The 24937-nt window shown below is 69.2% G+C and carries 22 protein-coding genes, 2 pseudogenes and 1 riboswitch; of the genes and pseudogenes, 10 read left to right on the top strand and 14 right to left on the bottom strand.

Features of this window, described 5'->3' with window-relative positions:
• Positions 1–1215: 1215 nt before the first annotated feature.
• Both ACT89H_RS05705 and ACT89H_RS05700 read right to left on the bottom strand, forming a co-directional pair.
• Positions 1216–1611, bottom strand: a pseudogene (locus tag ACT89H_RS05705) (recombinase family protein); the annotation flags it as partial.
• Between the two features lie 78 nt (positions 1612–1689).
• Positions 1690–2667 (bottom strand): hypothetical protein, encoded by a 978-nt coding sequence (locus ACT89H_RS05700; protein WP_445107442.1) that lies wholly within the window; start codon positions 2665–2667, stop codon positions 1690–1692.
• A 195-nt stretch (positions 2668–2862) separates the two neighbouring features.
• Here ACT89H_RS05700 and ACT89H_RS05695 point away from each other — a divergent pair, with 195 nt between their 5' ends.
• Together ACT89H_RS05695 and ACT89H_RS05690 are read left to right on the top strand one after the other, a co-directional pair.
• On the top strand, positions 2863–4326 hold the full coding sequence (locus tag ACT89H_RS05695) for an aminotransferase class I/II-fold pyridoxal phosphate-dependent enzyme (RefSeq protein WP_445107441.1): 1464 nt from the start codon (positions 2863–2865) through the stop codon (positions 4324–4326).
• Positions 4327–4332: 6 nt separating this feature from the next.
• Positions 4333–4478 (top strand): annotated as a pseudogene (locus ACT89H_RS05690) (flavodoxin); the annotation flags it as partial.
• A 42-nt stretch (positions 4479–4520) separates the two neighbouring features.
• Here the strand turns inward: ACT89H_RS05690 and ACT89H_RS05685 are convergent.
• Positions 4521–5021: a hemerythrin domain-containing protein gene (locus ACT89H_RS05685; protein WP_445107440.1), complete on the bottom strand. Its 501-nt coding sequence runs from the start codon at positions 5019–5021 to the stop codon at positions 4521–4523.
• 135 nt (positions 5022–5156) lie between these two features.
• Between ACT89H_RS05685 and ACT89H_RS05680 the strand changes: the two genes are divergently transcribed.
• A complete protein-coding gene (locus tag ACT89H_RS05680; protein ID WP_445107439.1) occupies positions 5157–5645 on the top strand; it encodes a CinA family protein in 489 nt (162 codons plus the stop codon).
• An 8-nt stretch (positions 5646–5653) separates the two neighbouring features.
• Here ACT89H_RS05680 and ACT89H_RS05675 read toward each other — a convergent pair whose 3' ends face one another.
• From ACT89H_RS05675 to ACT89H_RS05660, 4 genes are all read right to left on the bottom strand, one after another.
• Positions 5654–5863 (bottom strand): CDGSH iron-sulfur domain-containing protein, encoded by a 210-nt coding sequence (locus tag ACT89H_RS05675; protein WP_445107438.1) that lies wholly within the window; start codon positions 5861–5863, stop codon positions 5654–5656.
• Positions 5841–6533, bottom strand: coding sequence for a HemK2/MTQ2 family protein methyltransferase (locus ACT89H_RS05670; protein ID WP_445107437.1), 693 nt, complete (start codon positions 6531–6533; stop codon positions 5841–5843). Before ACT89H_RS05670 ends, ACT89H_RS05675 begins: the two co-directional genes overlap by 23 nt.
• Entirely contained in the window at positions 6526–7539 is a 1014-nt protein-coding gene (locus ACT89H_RS05665; RefSeq protein ID WP_445107436.1) for an iron-containing redox enzyme family protein, read from the bottom strand. Before ACT89H_RS05665 ends, ACT89H_RS05670 begins: the two co-directional genes overlap by 8 nt.
• Before the next feature lie 112 nt (positions 7540–7651).
• Positions 7652–7987 (bottom strand): histone-like nucleoid-structuring protein Lsr2, encoded by a 336-nt coding sequence (locus ACT89H_RS05660; RefSeq protein WP_039798258.1) that lies wholly within the window; start codon positions 7985–7987, stop codon positions 7652–7654.
• Between the two features lie 940 nt (positions 7988–8927).
• Between ACT89H_RS05660 and ACT89H_RS05655 the strand changes: the two genes are divergently transcribed.
• Positions 8928–10352 (top strand): PLP-dependent cysteine synthase family protein, encoded by a 1425-nt coding sequence (locus ACT89H_RS05655; protein WP_445107435.1) that lies wholly within the window; start codon positions 8928–8930, stop codon positions 10350–10352.
• 127 nt (positions 10353–10479) lie between these two features.
• On the opposite strand, the gene ACT89H_RS05650 is transcribed toward ACT89H_RS05655, so the two are convergent.
• Entirely contained in the window at positions 10480–11304 is an 825-nt protein-coding gene (locus ACT89H_RS05650; protein ID WP_445107434.1) for an alpha/beta fold hydrolase, read from the bottom strand.
• A gap of 79 nt (positions 11305–11383) precedes the next feature.
• Entirely contained in the window at positions 11384–11797 is a 414-nt protein-coding gene (locus tag ACT89H_RS05645; protein WP_445107433.1) for a DUF7144 family membrane protein, read from the bottom strand.
• Positions 11798–12019: 222 nt separating this feature from the next.
• Between ACT89H_RS05645 and ACT89H_RS05640 the strand changes: the two genes are divergently transcribed.
• Positions 12020–14626 carry a winged helix-turn-helix domain-containing protein gene (locus ACT89H_RS05640; RefSeq protein WP_445107432.1) on the top strand — a complete coding sequence of 869 codons (2607 nt, stop codon included), beginning with the start codon at positions 12020–12022 and terminating at the stop codon, positions 14624–14626.
• 38 nt (positions 14627–14664) lie between these two features.
• Here ACT89H_RS05640 and ACT89H_RS05635 read toward each other — a convergent pair whose 3' ends face one another.
• The 3 genes from ACT89H_RS05635 to ACT89H_RS05625 all read right to left on the bottom strand — a co-directional run bounded on the left by ACT89H_RS05635 (position 14665) and on the right by ACT89H_RS05625 (position 18712).
• Positions 14665–15807: a metallophosphoesterase gene (locus ACT89H_RS05635; protein WP_445107431.1), complete on the bottom strand. Its 1143-nt coding sequence runs from the start codon at positions 15805–15807 to the stop codon at positions 14665–14667.
• A gap of 108 nt (positions 15808–15915) precedes the next feature.
• Positions 15916–17139 (bottom strand): serine hydrolase, encoded by a 1224-nt coding sequence (locus tag ACT89H_RS05630; protein WP_445107430.1) that lies wholly within the window; start codon positions 17137–17139, stop codon positions 15916–15918.
• Between the two features lie 334 nt (positions 17140–17473).
• Complete coding sequence (locus tag ACT89H_RS05625; protein WP_445107429.1) at positions 17474–18712, bottom strand: DUF7159 family protein; 1239 nt, start codon at positions 18710–18712, stop codon at positions 17474–17476.
• Between the two features lie 505 nt (positions 18713–19217).
• On the opposite strand from ACT89H_RS05625, the gene ACT89H_RS05620 reads away from it, so the two are divergent.
• Positions 19218–19397: a hypothetical protein gene (locus tag ACT89H_RS05620; protein ID WP_445107428.1), complete on the top strand. Its 180-nt coding sequence runs from the start codon at positions 19218–19220 to the stop codon at positions 19395–19397.
• Positions 19398–19455: 58 nt separating this feature from the next.
• Here the strand turns inward: ACT89H_RS05620 and ACT89H_RS05615 are convergent, their stop codons facing one another.
• A complete protein-coding gene (locus ACT89H_RS05615; RefSeq protein WP_445107427.1) occupies positions 19456–20202 on the bottom strand; it encodes a rhomboid-like protein in 747 nt (248 codons plus the stop codon).
• Between the two features lie 837 nt (positions 20203–21039).
• On the opposite strand from ACT89H_RS05615, the gene ACT89H_RS05610 reads away from it, so the two are divergent.
• From ACT89H_RS05610 to ACT89H_RS05595, 4 genes are all read left to right on the top strand, one after another.
• Entirely contained in the window at positions 21040–21435 is a 396-nt protein-coding gene (locus ACT89H_RS05610; RefSeq protein WP_445107426.1) for a hypothetical protein, read from the top strand.
• Between the two features lie 208 nt (positions 21436–21643).
• A riboswitch (TPP riboswitch) is annotated at positions 21644–21758 on the top strand.
• Positions 21755–23119 (top strand): purine-cytosine permease family protein, encoded by a 1365-nt coding sequence (locus ACT89H_RS05605; protein WP_445107425.1) that lies wholly within the window; start codon positions 21755–21757, stop codon positions 23117–23119. (Overlaps the previous riboswitch by 4 nt.)
• A 21-nt stretch (positions 23120–23140) precedes the next feature.
• Positions 23141–23974 carry a DUF72 domain-containing protein gene (locus ACT89H_RS05600; RefSeq protein ID WP_445107424.1) on the top strand — a complete coding sequence of 278 codons (834 nt, stop codon included), beginning with the start codon at positions 23141–23143 and terminating at the stop codon, positions 23972–23974.
• A 5-nt stretch (positions 23975–23979) separates the two neighbouring features.
• Positions 23980–24474 carry an SLOG cluster 4 domain-containing protein gene (locus ACT89H_RS05595; RefSeq protein ID WP_445107423.1) on the top strand — a complete coding sequence of 165 codons (495 nt, stop codon included), beginning with the start codon at positions 23980–23982 and terminating at the stop codon, positions 24472–24474.
• 57 nt (positions 24475–24531) lie between these two features.
• Here the strand turns inward: ACT89H_RS05595 and ACT89H_RS05590 are convergent, their stop codons facing one another.
• On the bottom strand, positions 24532–24921 hold the full coding sequence (locus tag ACT89H_RS05590) for a winged helix-turn-helix transcriptional regulator (RefSeq protein ID WP_445107422.1): 390 nt from the start codon (positions 24919–24921) through the stop codon (positions 24532–24534).
• Positions 24922–24937: the final 16 nt, after the last annotated feature.

Here is a 24937-nt window from a genome sequence, read left to right as displayed (position 1 = left end):
GGCCACGGGGCATGATCAGTGCAAGTGCGATGCCGGTCATGACTGCGGCAGAGGTGGGGCTACCGAAGTCGTGGCCTGCTAGTGCGAGCAGCGCGGCGAACAGCATGAGAACGCTGAGTATCATGCTCAGGGCCGTGAGTGCGAGGCTGATACGTGCGAAAAGCCAGGATACCGGCCAGCTGCCGGGATCTTTGTCGCGAGCCATTTCGATCTTGTCGAGCCGTCGAGAGGCAGGGGTGATCACCACTGCGTCTGCGAGAGCGATGATCGGCGGCCGCCGCTATAGCCAGCCAGAGGCCCTCGTGATCCGCCATATCTGCCGGTCTCCCCTGCCGTGAACGTCATTGTGCGGCAAGACTGATCCCGAGCGACCTCGAGCGTGCGGCCTTTCGTGGCGACCGTGTACCCGCGGGCCCCTGATCAGCGCCGCGGTGCCTGCGCGATCGTGCATCGCGGTGTGCATACGAACATCAGATATGCGCTCCAACAGCGGATGCTACGGCGACCCATGAAGGCCCGCCCCAGAAGGGTTTAGTGGGATGTGGGCGGGCCTGACCATCACCTGTGAATTGTGGATCACGTGGGGGATCGCATCGACGGACACCCCAGGGACCCGCCCAGCGAGGGAGGTGCCAAGCGGGCCCCGGTGTGCGGCTGCCCTCTGCGCTGTCCTGGGCCTTGGAGCACAGCCCGGGACGACAGGCATGCTGGATCCCGCGCAGCGCAGGTGCTTGACACCGCAGTTCACGCGTGTCGCGCTGCGCCGCAGGGAGGTTGGGCCCGGAAGAGCTTGCGCCCGCAGCACCATTCCGGACCCAACACTTCCAGCGTGATCGCAACACCTGCTCGGGCGGTCGAACATTGCGCGGCTTTGCGCCTCTAGTTTGCGCCGTGCCTACGCGCGGTTCCCGGCGTCCGGTGTGGCGTGACGTGACGGCAGCAGCTCGTCGTACTTGGCGAGGTCGGGCATCGGGCGGTCCTCACCGGCCGCCAGCTGCTTGCCGAGCTCGGGCACGTACTTGTAGATCGTCGAGCGGGAGACGCCGAGCAGCCGGGCGACCGAGGAGGCGGTTTCCTCGGGCCGGGTGAGGATGGCGCGGGCCTGGCGGATCTGTTCGGCGGTCGTGGCCGGTGGCCGGCCGAGGCGCTGCCCGCGCGCGCGTGTGCGGCGTCCAGGCCCTCGTGGGTGCCTTGGACGATCAGCTCTCGGATGAATTCCGCCAGCGCCGCGAAGACGTGGAACACCAGGCGCCCGCCGGGGGTGGTGGTGTCGAGAGCCTCGTGCAGCGACCGGAACCCGATGCCGCGCTGACGCAGTCCGGCGACGATAGAGATCAGATCCTGCAGCGAGCGGCCGAGCCGGTCCAGCGACGCCACCACGACGGTGTCCCCGGCGCGCATGTACTCCAGGCACTTCCACAGCTCCGCGCGTTCGGCGTCCTTGCCGGACTTCTTGTCGGTGTAGATCTTCTGGCATCCCGCCTCGCGACATTGTGCCGCCGGGCAGCGCGCGGACCCGGTCGCGGTCAGGTGCTTGCTGTCCGAGGCGGACGGCGACGACCGCGCGGTGGCAAACGCCCAGGGCCGATTCGCGCTACCGCCGGATTCCACGCCGCGGTTCCTCGCGCCTTGACAGCTACACCCATCCCAGGTGGCGTTGGCGCGCCGGAGTTAGGGCTGCGGTCGATGTCATGGGCATGTGGTTACCTGTCCCTGGTTCGGGATCTCGTCGACGCCCATGTCTCGCAGGTGAGCGATTGCTCCGGCGGCATATTGCTCGGGGCTGGATAGTTTCACCGGCAGGCCGGTGCCGAAGTGTGCGGGAAGCAGGTAGCTTCCGCTGTCGAGGTCGCTGTCGGTGGGGACGATCGTCTCCAGCTGGTAGCACAGGCCGGTGTCCTCGAACCGCAGGATCAGATCCGCCACGTTGTCGTACTTCCACCTCAACGATACGGGCCGGATACTGTCGGCGATCGCGCCGCGCCGCGCGATGGCTTTCGACAGCGCAGCGAAGCAGCGTGAGATCCCCGCGCTCGTGGGGGGCTCGGTCACTGCCAGATCCCAGTAGCGGCCGCGGGATTCGGTGTAGGGCTGATAGAACGGTGGGAACCGGCGGTTCTCGTACACCGTTTCCGTTGGCCGGCCGTCGCGGTCGATCAGCGACACCCGCAGCCCGCGAAAGCCGACACGATGTTTCACCCAATCGAAATCGTCCGGGGCGGTGAGGAGCTCGTTGTCGGGTCCGCGGAAGAACACGAAGTACCAGCCCGAGGCGCTGCCCGGTGAGGGGTCTTCAGGGTTTTCGAGGGCATAGCAGTGGTCGATCTCGGGTAGCAGTGAGTTGCGCCACGCAGTCGCTTCGGCGCGTGTCAGCCTCCGCTTCGAGAGACTGCCGTCGGGTGCCACTGCGGCGACGAGGAACATGACCACCGACACCGGCGCGGTCGGGAAGGTCCCATCGTTGTCGGCGTTTCGGCTGCCGATCTCGGCAGCGACAGGCAACTGGGGGGCAAGGCACGACCATCCACGCAGCGTCAGTTCGGAGCGGGAACCCTCGCTGCGGGTGAATCTGGTCTTGCCCTGGTGGGTGTGGGTGCGCCAACCGGACAATTGTTCGCCCACCTGCTGGCGCAAACGGTCCAGATCAGGTTCGGGTGAAGTGGTCACGATCGCTCCTCGACATATGTTCATGATGACTGAGTGCCGGGCCGGCGCGTGCATGCAGCACCGGCCCGGCGTGGTTGAATCCGCTCAGTTGATTTTCTGGCCTTCGGCGCCCTTCAGGAGTGCTGCGGTGACCCACAGATCAGCGCCGGGGTACGCCGGATGTGTGCCGCCGCGGATTCGGGGTAGGCGGTAGCCGTGGACCATTCACGAACTCCTCTGCTGGAAGCACTTGCCGACTATCACCGGCTGGGCCGGTACGGCTTCACGCCTCCCGGGCATCGGCAAGGACGCGGAACCGACGAACGCGTCCTGGACGTGATCGGCCGGGACGCCTTCGGGTCTGATGTGCTGGCCGTCGCCGGGTTGGACGACCGGCTCTCGCGCGGTGGCTATCTGTCGCGCGCCGAGGCGCTCATGGCCGACGCGGTGCGGGCGGAATCGGCGTTCTTCTCCACCTGCGGCAGTTCCCTGTCGGTGAAGGCGGCTATGATGGCGGTGGCGGGCGGCCACGACGGCGGCCTGCTCGTGGCGCGCGACAGCCACAAATCCGTCGTCGCCGGCCTGATCTTCTCCGGCGTCCAGCCGCACTGGATCAGCCCGCGCTGGGATGCCGAGCAGCATTTCGCGCACCCGCCCTCGCCGCGGCAGGTGTCCGAGGCGTGGGACGAGCACCCTGACGCCGCGGGAGCGCTGATCGTGAACCCGAGCCCCTACGGCACCTGCGCGGACATCGCGGGCATCGCCGAGGTCTGCCACCGGCGGGGCAAGCCGCTCATCGTCGACGAGGCGTGGGGCGCCCACCTGCCGTTCCACGACGATCTGCCGACCTGGGCGATGGACGCCGGGGCCGACCTCTGCGTGGTCAGCGTGCACAAGATGGGCGCCGGTTTCGAGCAGGGCTCGGTGTTCCACCTGCAAGGCGATCTGGTCGACTCGATCAGGCTCAGCGAATGCGCCGACCTGCTGATGACCACCAGCCCGAATGTGCTGGTGTATGCCGCGCTCGACGGCTGGCGACGGCAGATGGTCGAGCGCGGCGAGGAACTGCTCGGCGCGGCGCTGCGGGTCGGTGAACAGGCCAGGCGCCAGCTCGCCGAGATACCCGGCATCGAGGTGCTGGACGAGGAACTGCTCGGCGTCGAAGCCTCACACGACTTGGACCGATTGCAGGTGCTCATGGACGTCTCCGGCACCGGGGCCAGCGGTTATCAGGCCGCGGATTGGCTGCGTGAGCACCGCCGCATCGACATGGGATTGAGCGATCACCGCCGGTTGCTCGCCACGCTGTCGCTCGCCGACGACAAGGACACCATCGACACCCTGGTCGACGGCATCGCCGCGTGGCGCGATCAGCTGACCGACCCGCAGCCGCCCCGCATCCAGCTGCCCTCGCCGGAAGACTTACAGCTCGAGTCCGTGATGCTGCCGCGCGACGCGTTCTTCGCCCCCGTGCAGACCGTGGCCGCCCACGACGCCGTCGGACGGATCGCCGCCGAACAGCTCACCCCCTATCCCCCGGGCATTCCGGTGGTGGTGCCCGGGGAGCGCATCGACGCCGCCGTCGTCGATTACCTGCGCACCGGGCTCGACGCGGGCATGAACGTGCCCGACGCCTCCGACGCCCGGCTGCGCACGATCCGGGTCGTCGCCCGCGGTTGAACCGGGGTGGCCGGGGTCGCGGTGGTCGGCAACGAGGACGGCGCGCACAAGATCGTCGCCGACGTGTACCAAGGGCTCAACGACATCGGCTTCACCATCCCGGCGCAGGGTGCACGTACTGGAACGACCAGGCCATGGGCGGCACCGACTATACGCGCCGGCCACCTCCCCGGTGCCGGAGTGACCGACCGGGGTCAGGCCAGCACGGCGTCCACGGCCTTTTTCAGAGCAGACGGCTGCGCGGGCGAGGTCGGCGCCTTCTTCCTCAGTTCTTGCAGCCGCGCCCCGATCTCCTGGAGTTGTTTGCGCCCCAGATGTTCCCGCACCTTCGGGAACCACTCGTTCTCCTCCTGGTCGATGTGGTGATCGACACTCTCGATCAGCACGGTGGTCTTGGCGGTGAAGTGCTCGTCGTCGGGTTTCATCATCGCCAGCTCGCTGACCAGCACGTCGGCGACGTGGTGTTCCTCGTAGGACTCCATGATGTCCTCCTCGAGTTCGGGCACGAGCTTGCGCACCTCGGGATACATGCACTCGTTCTCCAGATAGGTGTGCACGGTGAGCGCTTCGATGATCTTGCTCACCGCCTTCGCCTTGGTCGCGATGGCGTCGTCGCCCGCTTTCTCGAACTCGCGGAACAGTTTCCGGATCGCCTTGTGGTCGTCGCGAAGCAACACGATCGCGTCGGTGGTCATCGCTTTCTCCTTGTGTGGGGGCCGGTTCTCTGCCGACATTCCCGGCACCGCGCCGACGAAACCGCCGCGTGCACCGTGCGGGGCGACCCGTGGCCGGTCGTATGGTGAGCTGCACGCAGCACAGGAAGGACAAAGATGTCGCACGCGGACGAGTACGCGCACGAGCTGGCCGAATTGGCGCAGCGCACGGGGATCACCGTCGCGGTCGCCGAATCGCTCACCGCGGGCCGGCTGTGCGCCACATTCGGCGCCGCGCCCGACTCGTCGACGTGGTTGCGAGGTGGCCTCGTCGCCTACAGCACCGAGGTCAAGCGGACGGTACTCGGCGTGCCCGACGTGCCGGTGGTGTCGCGGCCCGCGGCCGAAGCGATGGCTACCGGTGTCCGCAGTCTACTGAATTCTGTTGTCGCCGTTGCCGTTACCGGTGCGGGAGGTCCGGCCCCGCAGGACGGGCAACCGCCGGGCTCGGTCTGGTTCGCGATCGCCACCGGGCATGATGTGCGCGCCTGGCACCGTCAGTTCGACGGGGAACCGCAGGACGTGCTCGAGCAGACCATCGCCTGCGCCGCCGAGACGCTCCTGGAGACCGTGCGCGGCCTGCACTCCGACCGCTCACCCAGGTGACGCTTCGGTCACGGGGAACGGCGGCGCTTGCGGTGGCTGGTGTCGCAGAACGGGTAGTTCTTGGAGCGCTTGCACAGGCACAACGCCACCAGGAACCGGTCGGATCGGACCGTCCGGCCATCCGCGGTGACGAACTCCACCGGGCCCTCGATCAATGCGGGGCCGTCCGCGGTGAGCGTCACTCGCCGCCACTGCTCATTGCCGGATTCGGTCGGCACGGATCACCACCAGATCTTCCATTCGCCGGCCGGGCTCGATCAGCCCGGCCGATTCCAGCCAGTCCGCGCGGCGGCGTAGCACCGGCCCGAACGGCACCGTCGCCCGGGCCACCACCGCGGCCTTCAGCTCTCGCTCGCGCAACTGAGTGAGTGTCGTATCCGGGTCCGACAGCGCCGAGTGCACGATCAAGGCGATACCACGCGGTTTCAGCAGGGTGGGCAGCGCCGCGCACAACTGGTCGAGAACCTCCCTGCCCCCGGCCCCGGCGTTCCATGCGCGAGCGATGCCGCGGCTGTCGGCTCCGGCGGGAGCCGGGACATACGGCGGGTTGGCCAGCACCAGATCGAAATGGCGACCGCCGAGGACCGCGGCGAAATCACCGCGCAGCACCTCGGCGTCGATGCCACGCAGCCGGCAGTTCATCCAGGCGGACACCACCGCGGCCCGGGACACGTCCACCGCTGTCACCCTCGCGGCTCCGGTGTACGCGGCGGCGACGGCCAAAGCGCCGGTGCCGGCACACACGTCCAGCGCATGCCCGCCGCGCGGAATACCTGCCTCCGCCAGAGCACGAACGAGCAACCAGGTGTCCAACTGCGGCCGGTAGACGCCGGGCGGTCGAATCAACATCACATTCGGCGGATAGCCCGCCGAGTGGTGCTCAATCACCCGCGCCGGGCTCGTCCAGCGCTGCCCGCAACGAGGTGCGGCCCGCATGCCAGGCATCGAGCACCTGATCGGCGAATCGGTCCTCGAGCAGGTTCGTCACCTGGATGCCGAACACTACGGATTCGGTCAGTTCGGGTTCCCGCCGCAGCAGGTCGCCGATCACGCCGGTGCGCATGACCTGCTCGTGCACCGCGTCGGCTTCGACGTGCTCGCGGTAGAACAGCACACACGCGGGGTCGGCCGCCACACGCCGCAACGCCTCCACCAGACGCTGGGCACCCGGCGGCGAGGTGATCTCCACCGTGGCGAAATGACCCACCAGCGCGCCACGCCACGACCGGTGCAACCCGAACAGCGACATCATGTTCATCAGCGCCAGCATCGGCGCGGGGACCACGTCCAGATAGTGCAGGTAATCGGGGTTCAGCCCCGCGCCCGCCAGCAGGTCGGCGTACAGCTGCGCGTGCACGCGCTCGCCGCGCCCACCCCCGAACTCGTCGAACTCCACCGCCACCAGCGACGCCTTGGCCTGCCCCCGCAGCCGGGGAATCACCCAGACGTACGGGTCGGCCTCTTTGTGGTGGTAGATCGAGCGGTGCACGAAGTACTCGCGCAGCTGCCACCATGCGCCCTCGTCGCGCAGGAAGCGGGTCAATCCCTCCGGATCGGCGGGTGTCACCAGCAACTGCTCGAGTTCGGCATTCAGATCACTTCCGCCGGGCACGTCCTCGCGCAGCGCCCGCAGGAATCGCTGTTCCAGCGCGGCGCGCAGACCCAGCAGGCCCGGATCCCATTCCCATCCCGCGTCGACCGCCGGAAATCCGTGATAGTGCAGCTCGTAGCAGGTGTGCAGTGCCAGATGCAGGTCGTCGCCGTACGGGTCCGGCGCAGCCGGCACCGGCACGGAACTACCCGGTTCGCCGCGCAGCAGCTGTACTACCGCCTCCGACAGCTCGCCGCGCGGAGCGGGCAGACGCTGTTTCGAGGCGCCGGTCATGACTGTCATACCGACCGCTTACCCAGCCGGGCAGCGTTATCGCGGCATCGAGCCGAAAGACTGCGGTGGCCGTCGCCATGGTCCGGGGACGGCCACCGATCGAGACCAACGGTCCCGGCGGTTACCCGTTCGCCTTCTTGTACGCCTCGACGACCTCGGCGGAGATCCGTCCACGCGCCGAGACGTCGATGCCGTTCTTGCGCGCCCATTCCCGGATCACCGTGGCCTGTTCCCGATCGGTCGCCGACCGCAGGACACCGCCGCGGCCGCGCCGCGCCCGACCGACCTTGCGAGCATACGGAACCCATTGTTCGAAGAATCCGCGCAACTGACCGGCATTCTCCGTCGACAAGTCCATCTCGTAGGCCACGCCGTCCACGGCGAAAGACACGGTTTCCTCGGCCTGAGACTTGCCGTCGTAGTCATCGACCAGGGTCACGACGACCTTGCGTGCCATAGAGATAATCCCTTCACGGTTACCGAGCGCGTGCAGTCGAAAAAAACAATCGTAGCCAGTAGATAACAGATCGGTTCCGCCCTCGGAACAGCGGGGTCCCCTCTCGCGGCGCGGAATGGATCACGGCGAGCACGCACCCCGGCAGCCGTCGAGCCTCAACATATTGCACGCGCACCCGGCCCAACCGCAAACCGCCCCCCGGACGAACTCCCCCGGGCCCGCGAGGAGGTCGGTTGCGCGCTTTTCCGAGGGATCGCGGGTGGCACTCGGCGAGTGCCGCAGAAAGGAGCAGCGGCGAGCTATCGATGACCGATGCGCGGCAGCAGCATTCCCGCCCGCAATTTCTTTTCACCCCGGCGACCACATCGGCCGAAGCGACTCCGGCTCGCCGAACAATCCGCTCGGTCGCGCCCGCGCTGAGCCGATACCGGACAGGACGACCGCGCCAACCGGCCCGCACCTGCGAGGCGGGAGAACCGGCGCGATCGACGGCGTCCCATTCGAATTGCGACGAATGCGTCGCCGCCGCTATGCGGTATCAGAGCAGCGGAATTCGATCGCGCTGACGCCAAATATGTCGCCCCGGAAGCATTGCTGCGAACCTGAAGTCTCCGGCGCTTCGGCTGCCGGGTGTACGCCCGGCGGACCGATTCCCGGGCGCGGCCGGCAGGGAAAGGCGTCGAGCGCGTGGCAGACAGCGACGATCAGCACACCACGGCGCAGGGCGGCGCGCCGGACTGGGCGCGCACCGCGCCGACGGAGATGTCGACGCGGCGTTGCGGTCGGCGGACCGGGTCGTAGTGTTCGCCACACGGCCCCGGAAGGTGGCGCAGGATGTGCCGATCGCACTGGAACGGCTCCGCGCGCAGGATGATCCGGAATATTCGCGGCTGCGGCGAGAAATCCTGCGGCTGCTCGGCGAGACGGAAAGGGCTGTGGCATGACCGCAATCCACGCGCGCACGAGCGGGGTCTTCGATTCCGTCACCGACGCGATCGGCAATACCCCGCTGGTGCGGCTGAACCGGGTCACCGAAGGGATCGCCGCGACGGTATACGTCAAACTGGAATACCTGAATCCGCTGGGCAGCGTGAAGGATCGGGCCGCGCGGTCGATGATCGACGCCGCGGAGACTTCTGGTGAGCTGCGGCCCGGCGGCACCGTCGTGGAGGCCACCTCCGGCAACACCGGGATCGCGTTGGCGGCCATCGCCGCGACTCGCGGATATCGGACGATCGTGGTGGTGCCGGACAAGACCAGCGACGAGAAGCTCGCGCTGCTGCGCGCCTACGGCGCACAGGTGCGGGTGACCCCGGGCGGGCGGCCCGCCGATCATCCGGAGCACGTGCGCACGGTCGCGGCCCGGCTGGCCGCCGAGATCCCGGGCGCGTGGCTGGCCGGGCAGTACGACAATCCCGCGAATCCGGCTGCGCATCACCGGACGACGGGTCCGGAGATCTGGGCCCAGACCGGCGGACGAGTCACGCACTATGTCGCGGGTGTGGGGACCGGCGGTACCGTCACCGGCGCGGGCGAGTACCTCAAAGAGGTATCCGGCGGCGCGGTCCGCGTCATCGGCGCCGACCCGGAGACCTCCGCCTACGGTGGCGGCGACGGCCGCGCCTGGTACATCGAATCCGTAGGGCACTACCGGCATCCCGAGACCGAGCACGACCAGTGGCCCACCTCGTATCACCCCGCCGTCGTGGATCACCTGGAACGGATCGGCGACCCGGAGGCGCTCGAGGTGCTGCATCGCCTCGCCCGCGAGGAAGGACTGCTGCTGGGCGGATCGTCGGGCACCGCGATCGCGGCCGCTCTGCGGGTGGCGCGAACGCTGCGATCGGGCGACGTGGTGGTCGTCATCGCGCCGGACTCCGGGCGCTCCTATCTGACCAAGTATTTCGACGACGAATGGCTCGGCCGTTTCGGCTTCGCGCTGCGCGGCCGGGTGACCGGGCCGACGGTGGCCGACGTGGTGGGCGAGGTTGCCGGAAGCCCGCGCACGATACCGTCGGATGTCACTGTCGTCCGGGCGCGGGCACTGCTCGGCGGTGCCCCGGCGCTGCCGGTGCTGTTGCGGCGGGAAGGGGCCGGACCGGTGGTGGTCCCGGAGATCCTGGGCGCGGCGGTCGCGACCACGCTGGCCGCCGCGCCGGACGACGACCCCGTTACCGCTCACCTGGCGCCGCCGCTGCCGGTGGCGGGCACCACGGAATCGCTGGCCCGTGCCGCCGCCCGGATCTCCGGCCATCGCGGACCGGTCGTGGTGGCGCACGAGGGGCGGGCCATCACGCTCGTCGACGCGGCACATCTCACGGCCGCGGCCCGAAAACATGAAGAGCAGCACAGTGATCCGCGGTGAAGCGGCTCACCGCCACGGCCGCGATCGCCGCGCTCGACGCCGGACCGGGAATCGCCGCCGCACATGTCACGGCCGGCGCTCCCCCGGCGGATACAGCCTGGTCAACGTTGCGGGTTCGGTTCGGGCATCAGGACTTCGACGACGCGGCGGCCGCCCGGGTCGAGGTGGCCCGCCGCATCCCGGAAGCGGTGGTCGTGCTCGTGGTGGTCAGGATCGTCTGTGCGACCAGCCGGGGGTCGTCGATCATCGGAACGTGACCGGTGTCCGGCAGCACGGAGAACGCGGCCTCGGGCAGCCGTGCCCGTGCGATCGGCACGTGGATCTCGCCCGGCAGCACACGATCGTGCTCCGACCAGGCCACCGTGATGGGGCACGGCAACGGGTCGAGCGGGGCGATCTGTTCGTCGGTGCCGAGCAGATCGGCGGTGACGGTGCAGCCGAGCAGGTCCCGGAGGAAGGTCATGGCCTGTGCCGGGCGAGCGCGATCACCGTGGACGGCGATGGCGCGCAACGCTGCTCGCCGAACCGCCGCGCTGCGCAGACCCATCGGGGCGAGGAAGCCGAGCAGCCGCCCGATGGTCACCTCCCGGGCGATGCGGCGGTTCGCGGCCGAGCGGCTGCGGTCTCCGGATGCCCAGAACCCCGCCGGCGAGAGGGCACAGACGGTCTCGGCCCGGCCGCGGCGGGCCAATTCGATCGCCATCCAGCCGCCGAGCGAATTGCCCGCGACGTGCACCCGGCGCAGGCCCAGCCCGTCCAGCCGCCGCTCGATGTCGTCCACCAAGTGCTGGACCTGCGCAGGGCGGCGCAGGGCCGGCGGTCCGCCCCGGTGCCCGACGGCGGTCGGTGTGATCACCTCGTGCCGCGCGGCGAGCAAGGGTGTGACGTCGTCCCACACCCGTTCGGACATCGTGACACCGTGCAGAAGAACGAGCGGGGGCTTGCTGGGCATTGGCGTCCCTTCGAATTCGTAGTGCGGTCCCGACGGTGGATACCACAACTTCGCCCTGGTGGCAGTGGAAAGCCCGACTTCAGACCGCTTCCGGACGCCAGGTGGCGACCGCCCAGATCACCACGACATTCAGCGCGATCACCAGAATCGACCATGCCGGGTAGTACGGCAGCCACAGGAAGTTCGCGATGATCGACAGGGCCGCCAGGCAGATCGCCACCACCCGCGCCCATGTCGCGCCGGTCATCAAGCCCAGTGCCGCGATGATCAGGAGGATACCGAGCACGATGTGGATCCAGCCCCACGCCGTGGTGTCGAACTTGTAGACGTAATCGGCGCCGACGATGATGAGCTCGTCCTTGGCGACGGCGGAGATCCCCTCGAAGATCGACAGCACACCCACGGTCAGCAGCAGGATCGCGGCCGCGATGGACGTGCCCGCCGCGATGCCACGGCGGACGGGATGTGGCTCCGGTTCGGTCATGTGCGTCATCGGTCGCCCCCTTTCTCGGGAAAATAGTGGACGCCTTCCGAATCTCCACCAGTCACCCCGTCCGGCACTTCACCCGTTTCGGGTGACTCCGATATTTCGCGGTCGCGCGAAATGAAAATTCCATAACGACGACAGACGATCTGATCGAGCGGACTTCGCACCGGGTATGTTCCGCTACCGAGGCGCGGTAGTGATCTGTCAGCACACGGCCCGGGAGGCACGGTGACCACATCGCACGTCCCCGCTCTACGCCGCATCCCCGCCGCGGCGCGGCCCGCTGCCGAGATACCGGCGTTGCCGTTCACTCCGATTGCCCGGCCCGATCTGTACGCCGCCGCCGACAACCTGCCGGGCACCGGGCACGTGCTGCTGATCTGCGCACCCGCCGGGACCGGGAAGTCGGTGCTGGCCACCGACTGGGCCGCCCGGCGCGCCGCCGGTGGATCCGACGTCGCCTGGTTGACCGTCACCGAGCAACTCGACGACGTGACGTCGCTGTGGACGGTGCTGCACGCGCGCTTCGAGATCGCGACCGACCCCGGCGCTCCGACGGCGTACGCCGCGGCGCTCGTCGACACGCTCGCCGCGCGCACGACGCCGACGATTCTCGTGCTCGACGACGCCCACCTACTGACCGATCCGCTCGTGCTCGCCGGTATCGAATACTTTCTGCACCATGCACCACCCACCGTCACGACGGTGCTGTGCGCCCGCTTCGCCCCGCCGATCCGCTGGCATGTCCTCGACCTGCACGCGCGACTCACCCGCTGGGGCGCAGGCGAACTGGCCTTCACCGCGGACGACATCGACGCGCTGTGCCGCCACCACGGGTGCGAACTCACCGGCGCGGAACTCGATGCGCTCGACGCACTGACCCGGGGCTGGGCCGCGCTCGTGCGCATCGCCGCGATCCAGCTGGCCGCCGGATCCCACGACCGCGGCGCGACGCTCGCCGTTCTCGCTCGCCCGGCGCGCGCGGTCACCGATTTCCTGCTCGGCGAACTCATCGGGGCACTGCCGCCGACGCTGCGCCGGTTCCTCACCTATACCAGCATTCCCGTCGCGTTCACCGAGCAACTCGCCGACGACCTCACCGGCGGCGATGCGGGGCACGCGCTGCACGAACTCGACCGGATCGGCTTCCCGATCGACTCCGTCGTGCGTGACGGCGACGTGTGGTTTTCCTGCCATCCGCTGGTGCGCGCGTTTTTTCTCGCCGAAGCCCGCCGCCTCGGGCCGCAGGTGGGCGCGGAACTGCACCGGCGGTCGGCCCGCTGGCTGCGGACCGCGGGGTTGCCGGAGACCGCACTGCCACATCAGCTTGCCGGTGCGGACCACGAACAGTTGTGCGAATTCCTGTCCACCTCCGCGTTGCGCATGGTTCTCGACGGTGCGGGTCGGACACTGTTCGATCATCTGGCCCGCTCGGCGCCCGCGTTGCTCGACGACCCTTTTCTCTGGCTGGTGCGCGTTGTCGACGCTCTCGTCGCGGGCAGCACCGCCGCCGCGGTCGCCTGCCTGGACACCGCGGCGGCGCGGCGTGCGGCCAAGGTCTCCTTCGCCGCCCCCGAGCGGCTGGATGCGCTGACCCGCGCCGCGACCATCGACGTCGCGGCGACCACCGGGGCGGTCATGCCCGGGTTTCCGGAGGATGTCGCGCCGACCGGCGATCCCGATCTCGACGCGTACACCGAGATCCAGATCGCCACCGCGTTCGTTGCGGGTGGCGCCATCACGCGCGGGGAACAGCTACTGCATTCCGGGCTCGCACTGTCCGAGCACGCGGGGCGGCCCCGGCTGGTGCTGCGCGCGCTGACCCGGCTGGCGTTCGCGGCCGACGCCGTCGACGCCGCCACCGCGATGCGTGACCGCGCGGCGCGCGCGCTGGCGATCGCGGACAGACACGGGCTACTGACGACCACCGACGCCGTCCAGGCGACCGCCGTGGCGGCCTACGGCGCCTACCTGCAAGGCGAGACGCCCGCGGCGGCGCAGGTCGCGTCCGTGCTCACCGAGCGGGTCGATCACGACGGATCCCACGGTCCGCTCGCGGGATGGCGCGGGCACGTCGTGGGCCGCCTGCTGGAACTCGAGCGGGCCGAGGAACAATCCGCCGCGGTCGACGCGCTGCGCCGCAGTCTGCTCGTCCTGCTCGAACACAAAGCGCTGCCCGCCGCGACCGGGAGCCTGATCCTGCCGGTGGTATGGGCGCTGCTGCGCGTGCACGACGCCAGAACGGCACAACTGCTGGTCGAACGCGCCCGCGGCATCGTGGGGGAAATACCCGAGGTGCGGCTGGCCGATGCGGCACTGCACGCGGCGGCCGATCGCCGGAAGGCGAGCTGCGCGGTCCTCGAACCGCTGCTCGACCGCGCGGGCGACCTCCGCCCGGTCAGCGCGATCACCGGATGGCTGCTCTACTCGGCGGCGCAGCACGAGTCCCGCGCTCCGGCCAAGGCCCTCACCGCGCTGGAGAACGCGCTGGGTTCCGCGACGCCGCACCGGTTGCTGCGGCCGTTCCTCGACGTGCCCGCCGCGATGCCGTTGCTGGACAGCTACGCGGGCCGTCTCGGCCGGGCGGAAAGCTTCGCGGAATCGATCCGGCGTCATCCCGCGGCGCGCCGCAGGCCCGCGTACCCCGCCTTGACCCACACCGAGATGACCGTGCTCAAACAGCTGCCCTCCGGCCGCACCGCTCAGCAGATCGCCGAGGATCTCGGGGTCTCGGTCAACACCGTGAAGACGCACCTGCGCGGCATCTACGGCAAGCTGGGCACCAATTCCCGGGTCGACGCGCTGTACCACGCGCGCCGCGGCGGCCTACTCTGACGCCGCGGCGGATCCCGCACACGAGCAGGGAACCCGGTTCATTCGGTCGCCGCCTCCGCACGCAGGATCAGCACGGTGATCTCGCTCGGGGCGAATACTCGCAACTGTGGCCCCCAGAATCCCGTGCCCCTGCTGGTGTAGAGCTGGGTCCGCTCGCCGTGGCGGCTCAGCCCGGCGACGGCGGGCTGCTCGAGGCGAACGAGATAGTGGAACGGCCAGATCTGGCCGCCGTGGGTGTGGCCGGAGATCTGCAGTGCGACCCCCGCGGCCGCGGCCTCCGCGACCTGCCTGGGCTGATGGGCGAGCAACACGACCGGGACCTCGGGGTCCGCCCCCGCGAGCGCGGCGGGCAGATCGGGGCCGTGACCGGTCAGGCCGACACCGGTGGGATCGTCGATGCCCGCGATCACCAGCCGATCGTCGCCTCGGCGCACGACCTCGTGCTGGTTGTGCAACGGCTGCCAGCCGAGCGAGGTCATGTGCTCGATCCAGCCCTGGGCATCGCCGAAATACTCGTGATTGCCCGTGATGTAGAACCGGCCGAGTTCGGCCTCGACCTTGCCGAGCGGATCGACCTGCGGGTGCCGCTTCGCCACCGATCCGTCCGCGAGGTCGCCCGCATGACAGGCTATGTCGGGACGTTGCGCGTTGACGACCTCGACCACGCGCTCCGACCAGCGCAGCCGGTTCAGCGCCGCGTAATGGGTGTCGGTCACGACGACCATGCGCAGTCCGTCCAGCGCGGGGCCGAGACCGGCGATCGGCACCTGCACCGTACGCACCCGTGGCACCCGGCGCGCCTCGATCACACCCCACACCACCAGCACCGTCGCGGCGACGAGTACCGCCGCGGCGACGATCCGGGAGCGAGCCGGGTCGTCCACGCCCGCGACGGTCAATCCCGCGCGGGCGAGATTTCCCAGCACCGACCAGCTGAACAGCACCCACATCGCGCCGAGCAGCGTATCGCCGACGATCGAAGCCCGGTCCGACTGCGCGGGCCCGTGGCCGAGATACATCGCCGCGGGCAGGCACGCGAATCCGAGCAGGAACAGGGTCGAACCCAGCCAGAACAGCGGGCCGGATTCGTCGGTGGTAGCCGCTACCAGCGTCCACCAGGGCAGCAGGAACAAGACAGCGGGAATCGCCAGGAACAACAGCAGGCGGGGCACAAATTTCAAGAGCGCTCGTCCTCGTGCGCGGGTGTAGCGCGCGGCCCTCTCCGGCGCCATGGGCGCTGTCGACGATAGCAGCGGTCATGCCGTGGAGGTGTTCGGCCGGGTGCGTGGCTACCGGTCGGCGGGCACGATAGCGGAGGTCTGGGCGACCAGCTGCCACGGTCGCTCGGTGTCGGTGGTGGCCTTGCCGCTGGTGAGAATCGCCCCGGACAGCCCGCGAGCCGGGTCGGCCCAGCCGTACTGGGTGGTCAATCCGCTGCGCCCGAAATGCGATCCGGTGTCGCGGCCGAATTTCGACCTGCGACCGCCGAGTTCGAACCCGGCCCGGCTGACGCGTCCGGCGACGCCGGGTAGCCGGCGAGCCGGGCGCACCGCCTCGGCCAAGGTCTCCGGCCGGATGATGCGCCGGCCGTCCGGTGCACCGCGCGTGAGGATCTCGTAGAACCGCGACAACTCCGACGCGGTGGTGATCAGATTGCCCGACGGCAGTTCGGCGGCGAGGAAGGCCTCGGTCGCCGAGCGCGACGCCCGGTCCATCCGTCCGCCGATAGCCTTGCGCGCCAGGTAGATTGCCGTGCGCGACGGAGCCGGGCCGGTCATCACGCTCGGCACGACTTTGCCGACATCCTCAGGTCGCACACCGAAGTTCGTCCAGCGGAAACCGAACGGCTCGAGCACCTGCTCGGCGAGATGCTCCCGCAGTCGCTTGCCGGTGGCGCGCTGCACCAGCAGACGCAGGATCAATCCGATGGTCAGCGCGTGGTACACGCGGAACCGTCCCGGCTTCCAGCTCGGGACCAGGTCGGCCAGGGCACGCACGGCCAGTTCCTCGTCGAGTACCAGATCGACGCCTTGATACGGCGGTGTCACGAAGGGGATCCCGGCGGAGTGCGACAAGACGTCACCGATCGTGATGGCCGCCTTGCCATTCGCCGCGAACTCCGGAATGTAGCCGGACACCGGCTCGTCGAGGGCGAATGCACCCTGCTCGACGAGCATGAACATCAGCGCTGCGGCCACGCCCTTCGCGGTCGAGAAGCCGCAGAACGGCGTGTCCGGAGTGGCGGCGACCTTGACCGCGTCCGGCCCGTCGCCCGGCGCGTTTCCCCAGCCGTGACCGATGGCGCGGTTCAACACGATCTTGCCGTCGCGGCGCAGACAGACCTGGATCGCCGGGGTGGTGCCCAGCCGGTACCACGCCTGCACCGACGCCCACAGCGACTCCACGTCGTCACGTCCGATCCCGGTCGACGCGGGATCGTCTTCGGAGCCCCGGGTCGTCACGACCTCCAAATCGTCGACGATCTCCACCGATCCGGCCGTTGGTGCGCGCACCGGACCAGCTTATCCACCGCCCGCGCCTGCCGCCGCGCCACAATCGCCGACTCGGCAACCCTGGGCAAGCCGTTGCCCCTTCTCCGGGAGCCGGCATGCCGATGCTGCTCGCGCGCATCATCGCCGTCCCGGTCAGCCTGCGGGGACCGCCGCCTTCGCCGCCGAGTATCGGAGGGACAATATCTTCGCCCTGCCGGTTGCCGCCTTCTCGTTGCTGCTGCTCGAGCGAGCGCGCTCAGCAGACATGTGCTCGGGTCCTCACGAGGGCGGGCGAGCAGAGCCCGAGCCGATGCCGTCTGGTCGCTTGGGCCCGAGTGGGCGATGGCGGCCGGTGTCAGCGGCCGTTCAGCCAGCTCTCCTTCAGTTTCGCGTGGTTGTCCCACCAGGCCTGAACAGCCGCGGGGTCGGCGTTCCACGGTGGCGGCGGGGATTCACCCGGGAAGAGATAGGTGTCGTCGGGGGCAGCGGCGGTTTCCGGTGCCGGGGATTCTGTCGGCGTACTAGTGCGCGGATGCGGCGGCGGTTGCTGCTCGGGCGGCGGGGGTGCCGGGGCCGGGGGTACCAGCGGCGCGGACAGTTGAGCCTGTGCATTCGCGGGATGCGGCGGTGGCACCGGCGGCTCGGGATACGGCTCCGGGGTGGCGGCCGCCTCCGGCAGCACGGACACGGGCGCCCGCTCGGCCGCCGGTGTCGGAGTCGCGAGCGCTGGATTCGGGACGACAGGCTGGATGGCGGTGACCGACGCCTGTTCGGGGTTACCGATCTCGGTATCGGCCGGACGGTCCTCCCGCGCTTGCGCAACCGCGATGGCGGCCCCACCCAGCAGCGCGGCGACGGCGGCTCCGGCCAGGATCACGCGGCCGCCGTGCCTGCGATCGGCTGCTGCCGGTTCCGCCGCCGCGCGCCGGAACGGAGCGGCGGCGACCAAGGCCGCACCGTAGGCGGCGGCGTTGGCATGGTCCGGCGCCGTGCGGACCGGTGCGTCGAGCCCGGCCCGCAACGCGGAGACCACGCGCGGATCTCCCGCCGACGAGCCGCACAGCACCACGGCGTCGGGCCGCAGCCCGGCCGCCTCCAGGGCGGGCCGGATCCGGCCGACCGCCGAATCCGCGGTCTCGGCATCGACGACGCCGGACGACCAGGTGCCGGAGACCAGGATTTCGTTCCGATTCGGCCCGGCCACGAGATAGGACGTGTGGTACCCGACCACCTCCAACACCAGCAGGGTGTCGTACTCGGCCAGCTCCGGCAGCTCGTCGAGTAGCGCGAGCAACGCTGTCTTGGTCGACACGAGCGACGACGATCGCCACGACGCCGACGAAAGTTGCGAGACGATTGCGCGACGCTCGGCGACGGTGCGATACGCGACCGCGACGTCATCGATTTCGGTGCCCGATCCCGCGGCGTCGGTCAACGCGTCCAGCGCGGCGGCCACCGATGCGGCGGTGGAGTCCTCGACCGGCTGCTCGATCTCCCGCAGTACGGCGGGGCGGGTGCCTCGTCGCGCCGTCGACGAGACCATCACACCACGCACCACGGCCTGTTCCGCCGATATTCCGACTGTGGCCCTCATGAGATCACCTCTGCTCGACCGGTCTCGGTAAAGGTTCGTCACCGCGGCCGTCGGCGATCGCTCCGGTCGGTGAACCGGACCGCCCATCCGCCGAGCGCCCATGGCACGAAATGGCGTCCTCGAAGACCACGAACCGTGACCGGCCTCGTAGGCGCCGCTGGTAGATGCCACGCGATAGCTAACGACCACAATACTTCTGTTGACGCGGTCCGGAGACGCCTTTGCGGCAGCGTCGCGCACTCCGCGGGCGAGTCCGTGGCCGATTCCTATCGGCGACGCTCCCGCAGCGGCTTTCCAAGTAGTGCACCGCGCAGCGCATACCGGCAGTCTCGCGGATGCGAGCGAGCAGCTCGGGGTGAGAGGCTCGAGGTCGGCCTGCCGGTGGCGGCGGGAGTGGACCGGGCAGCGGGATGACGATGCCGAGCGGGATCAATTGCGCGATTCTCCGGAAACGCACCGCGTGGTGCAGATAGCCTCTGCCGGAATTAGCTGGTAGAACCTGGCCATGGTCGATCAAACGCGGTTCGCGCGGTTGGCGCTGGACCAGGTGGCCGCCGAACTGGACGGCACGGCTCTCCGCGGCGGCTACCTCACCTCGGAGCGGATGCGCTTCCTCGCGACCAAGGTCCGCGACGCCGGATATATCTACGACAAAGCCCTCGAGCCGCACGCGGCCCCGGAATAAGCCACCAAGACTTCGCCGATCGCGCAAGACCGATCCGGCCGGCCATTCCGCCCCAGCACTACCGGCACCGGTTCGGCGAAGTTCCAGATCCAGTGACTCCGGCACGCCCGGTCGGGGCGCGGTCGGCATGAACCGGGCGTCGCCACAGGGCGGCCGGGTCCCAGTCCGGCGTGTTCCGCCCGCGCGTGAGGGGGAAGGCGGCCAGCCCGATCAGCAGCGCCGAAAAGTGCCCGATGCTGGTGAAGGTGGGATGGATCAGCAGCGGGATGGCGAGCCACATCAGGATCCCGCCGAGGTACAGCCACCGCCACGGACGCGCGACATGGTAGGTCAGGACTCCGATCACAGCGGCGAGAAAATAGCTGACGCCGATGTCGCGGACATCGACCATCCCGGGATCGGCGTAACCGTGGCGAATCGCCACGGCCAGGATGCCCTCGCTGAGGTATGTGGCTCCGACGTGTGCGCACAGACCGACGATCGCCCAGCGCAACGAGCCGAGCCACCGTTCGGCCGGCGCGTGGAAGACGCAGAACAGCACCAGATACGGCAGCCAGAAGTAGCCGTCGATCCACAGCAGACTGGTCACGAGGACATGCACCGGATCGGACTCGAGGTGACGCAGGTTGGTGGAACGCTCACCCAGCACGCGCTCCAAATTGCCGCGCGGCACCAGGTGCTGGATGATCGTGGTCCCCAACAGCAGCGTCAGCCAGGCGAAAGTCCACGGGGCAGTACGCACGTACTTCCAGGCCGCCCCCGCGCGGCCGAGTCGCGTGCCGCCGCCGTCGGCTGTATGAGTCATGGCGCGGCCTTCCGTATGGAGTCCTCCGCCCGGAGGACGCGACCGCCCGACAGCATTGCCGACTCGAGACGCGCGCTCCTGGCTCTGCCAGGTGAAACATTACTCCCGGACCGGCCGGAGATCCCGCCGACCGACTTCCACGACCAGGTCGACGGCACCCGGTCGGCGGGTCCCGGCGGACCGCCCGGAGCAGTCGGCAGCTATCAGCGAGCGAGACCTGCTCCTCGCCCGCCGCCACGTCGGAACCCCGCACCAGCAGCGCCGAGCGCACCGGAACGACCGCGCCTCGAGCAACCCCCGCACCGCCTCGGCCGCGGGTGGCCGAGAAACTCGCCATCGGCGGATCGGTGAACAGCACCTCGTCCAGCGCGTCTCGAGCCGACGCGCGCACGCCGAGGACATCGCCGCCGAACCGGTCGTCGGTGCGCAGCAGTACCAGGATGTCGATGATCAAATTCTGCGTACTGCTCTACCCACATCGACGCTGCCCCGCCGCGCAGAAGATATCGATCAACTCCCCCGTCTCGTGCAGAACGTGCAGTGAACTGCGCTGATATGTTTCTTCCGTTGCAGCGCAAGGCTTTTCGAGACACCTCGCCGCCCGATGCTCCGCCCACGATCACCGGATGATCCGGCAGCACCGTGCACACTCGCGAATCCCCCGGTGCCACTACGTATTCGCCACCGGCGGCAGGACGGGCGGACCCATCCGACCCGATACGGCAGACCCTCCGCGCGACCGCATCCCTGGGGAGACAAGCACTTCGACGTGCAAATGGCTCGTGTATAACTTCCATCGGCCCGGTCGACTCCACCGACAAGCGATAGCGAGACACGATGCACGGTTACCTGAGCCAGGTGTCCCACGGCACGACCCCCTCCGGCTATCCGACGCGCGAGCCCGAGACCCGCGCCGTCGAGCCCCCGCGGACCGCGGACCTCGTCGTCAGCGCGCTGTTGTGGTTCCTGCCCGCGACACTGGCGGCCATGTCGACGGTCCTCGCGCCGTGGTTCCTGATGGCGGGCGGCATCTGCGCGTCCAAGCCGGAGTGCCGGGTCGACACCAGCGCGGGCGTCTGGATCATGGTCGGTGGCGGGATCGTCGGCTTCGCCTTGGGCGCGTTGTGGTCGATGACGGCGGCACGGCACGGACGGGCGATGTTCCCGGGCGCGTTGGTCGGTGCGGTGCTGGTCCTGCTCGCGTGGTTCGCCGCCTCCTTCGCCATGGGCTGAGCCGCACGTCGGCAACTGCGGCGGTGCGAGCATGATCCGGCAAGCTCAGTGGGTGTCGTAGATACCCTGATAGTGGGCCGGCGCGTGTCGCGCACCCGCTCGTCGGTCCAGTGCTCGAAGCGATGCGGGGCGAAGCGCGCCGGATCGATCGCGAGATCCCCGGGCCGAGCAGCAGATTCGTCAGATGGCGGGTGTACTATTCGCGGAATCACCCCAGCGCGGGAGCTCGGGCACGGCCGGGCTGAGAGGGCGGACCGCACGCGTCGCCGACCGCATGAACCTGTCCGGGTAATGCCGGCGTAGGGAGAGCGTTTCCGTCATGTCGACCACCCGCGCGAGCGCGGCGCACGAAGCCCCGCTGACCCTCGACCAGCCCGCGCCGAAGGTGCTCTCGTTCTGGGACCAGAGCGCGTTCTGGGCCAATCTCGGTGTCAGCCTCATCGCGTTCTCCGGCGCGTACACGGTGCTCGCGCCGAACTCTGCGGGAGCCGCGCAGATCTCGATCGCGGCGGGCATCCTGGCGACCGTCCTCGGCACCCTGCTCGGCGGGCTGATGCTCGGCGCCGCGGCGCTGACCGGCGCGCGTACCGGGCAACCCGCCATGGTGCTGCTGCGCGGGCTGTTCGGCGCGAAACTCAGTTATCTGCCGACCGTGCTCAACATCGCGCAATTGATCGGCTGGGGGACGTTCGAGCTGATCGTCATCGGGGAAGCGGCCGGGGAGCTGTTCGGCGGCGGCCCGCACTGGCTGTATGTCGTGGTCGCGGGTGTGCTCACGACCGTACTGACGATCTGGCCGCTCGGCTCGGTCCGTCTGCTGCGCAGGTTCGTGACCGCCGGTGTCGTCATCGCCCTGGTCTGGTTCTATGCGCAGTTCTTCCGCGCCGGCCTGCCCGATCTGCGGGTGAACCCCGGACCGAGCGGGAGCGGACCGTTCGGCGTCGACTGGAGCCTCTTCTGGGTCGCCACCGATGCCGCCTTGGCCGTCTCGATCTCGTGGGTGCCGGTAGCCGCCGACTACACCCGGCACTCCCGCACCGGCCGCTCGGCGTTCGGCGCGGCCGCCGGCGCGTACGCGCTCACCCAGATCATCGCCTACGTCCTCGGCCTGTTCGCGCTGGCGCTCGCGACCGGCGAAGGCGGGCCGTATGCACCGTTTTTGCAGGTGAGTCTCGGCGCGGTGTTTTTCTTCGTCTTCGTGCTGCGGGAGGCCGACCAATCCTTCGCCAATGTCTACTCCACCGCTGTGTCGATCCAGAATCTCGCGCCGCGCGTCGACCGCCGAGTGCTGTCGATCGGCCTCGGCGCCCTGATCACGGTGCTGGCGCTGCGCTTGGACATGACGAATTATTTCGGTTTCCTGGGACTCATCGGTTCGGTGTTCGTGCCGCTGCTCGGCGTGTTGGTCGCCGACTTCTTCCTGCGTGCCCACCGCGAGTGGAACACCGCGCCCGACGCGCCCGCGCGATGGGGCATGGTGGTCGCGTGGTCGGCAGGGTTCGCGGTGTATCAACTGATCAACCCCGGTGATGCCGGTGTGTGGACCGAGTTCTGGGATCGGGCTCGACAGGCTCTGCACTTCACCGCGCAGGCGTGGATGAGCGCATCGCTGCTGTCGTTCCTGGTGGCGCTGGCGGTGGCCCGGCTGGTCGGCACGGTGGCGGCGAGGACCGCACCGGCGTAGCGAATTTGCCACCATGGAGAGATGGGCCAGATCAGGATCGGCACGTCGGGCTGGGTCTACCCGCCCTGGCGCGGGACGTTCTATCCGCAGGGCTTGGCGCACAAGCGCGAGCTGGCCTATCTGTCCGAGCAACTCGACAGCGTGGAAATCAACGGCTCGTTCTACGCACTGCAACGTCCCTCGAGCTATCAGAAGTGGGCGCAGCAGACACCGGACGATTTCCTCTTCGCAGTGAAGGGAAGCCGCTTCATCACACATATGAAGCGGCTGCGCGACGGTGACGAACTGCTGGCCAACTTCCTCGCGTCCGGCCCGCTGGCACTCGGACCCAAGCTCGGGCCGATTCTGTGGCAACTGCCGCCGACCTTCCGCTTCGACGCCGACGTGCTGGACGCCTTCCTGGCCGCGCTGCCGCGCAGCACCGAGCAGGCCGCCGAGATCGCACGCAGGCACGATCACCGCGTCGACCCCGCGCACACGAGCATCGACGCCGACCGGCCGATGCGGCATGCGCTGGAGATCCGGCACGACAGCTTCGTGACCCCGGCGTTCACCGACTTGCTCGGCCGGCACGAGGTGGCCCTGGTCGTCGCCGACGCGGCGGGCAAGTATCCGCTGCTGGAGGAAGTCACCGCCGACTTCGTCTACATCCGGTTGCACGGGCACGACGAGCTCTACGTCAGCGGGTACACCGACGAGGGCTTGGACATGTGGGCGGAGAAGATTCGCTCGTGGGCCGGATCGCTGGACGTCTATACCTATTTCGACAACGACGCGAAAGTGCGGGCGCCGCACGATGCCGTGGCATTGCGGGAGCGCCTGGCATCGGTCGTGGCGCCGCGGCCCGCGGGATGACGCCGATGCGGCAGGTCGCGGTCTGCGGGCCCAGGGAGTGCACGCGACAGGAGGCGGACTGGGCTCGCGCGGTCGGCGCGCTCTTGGCGCGGGCCGGGGTCACCGTCTTGTGCGGCGGCGGGTCGGGGGTGATGGCCGCGGTAGCCGCCGGTGCCGCCGAGGTCGGTGGGCTGGTGATCGGCGTGCGTCCGGACACCGACCGCGACGCGGCGTGTCCCGGGTTGTCCGCGGTGCTGTTCACGAACATGGGTGAGGCGCGCAACGCGATCCTCGTCGAGTCGGCGGACGCGGTGATCGTCATCGGCGGCTCGTGGGGCACGCTCTCGGAGATCGCCCTCGCCCGGCGACGCGGCGGAATTCCCGTTGTCTCCCTGGGCGGTTGGGAGATTCACGATGCGAACGGGCGTCCACTGACGGCGACGGTGAGCGCGGACGACCCGGCCGACGCGGTGCGCCGGGCACTGAACGGAATCGGTTCCGGACCGGCCGAGCCGAGCTGAGATCACCTTCTGAACGCCGTATCAGCGCGATACGCCTGCCCGGGTCCTCCGTCGGCGTCAGGGAGTCGGCGCCGTGGCGGCGTCGTAGGTGGCGCGGGCGGCGGTGATGTCGGCTCGGTGGCGTTCTGCCCAGCCGACGAGCCCGGTGAGGGTTGCGTGGAGTTCGCGGGCCATGGGCGTGAGGCTGTATTCCACTTTGGGCGGCACGCTGGGGTAGACGGTCCGAATGAGCAGGCCGTCGCGTTCCAGCTTGCGCAGGTTCAAGGTCAGCATGCGGCGACTGATGCCTGTGATGGTGCGTTCCAACTCGGTGAATCGGACCGGTCGGTGTGCGGCGGCGACGAGGATTCCAATGCTCCATTTGCCCGCGACGTGGTCGAGGACCTCGGCAAGCGGGCACGCCTCGTTGCTGACCTGGTCGGACACATCGGTGTGACTGTGTGACATGAAAGTGCCTCCTTCC

The sequence above is a fragment of the Nocardia aegles genome (genome assembly GCF_052545135.1).
The sequence above is the reverse complement of the archived record's forward strand: the minus strand, read 5'-3'. Positions and strand labels throughout refer to the sequence as shown.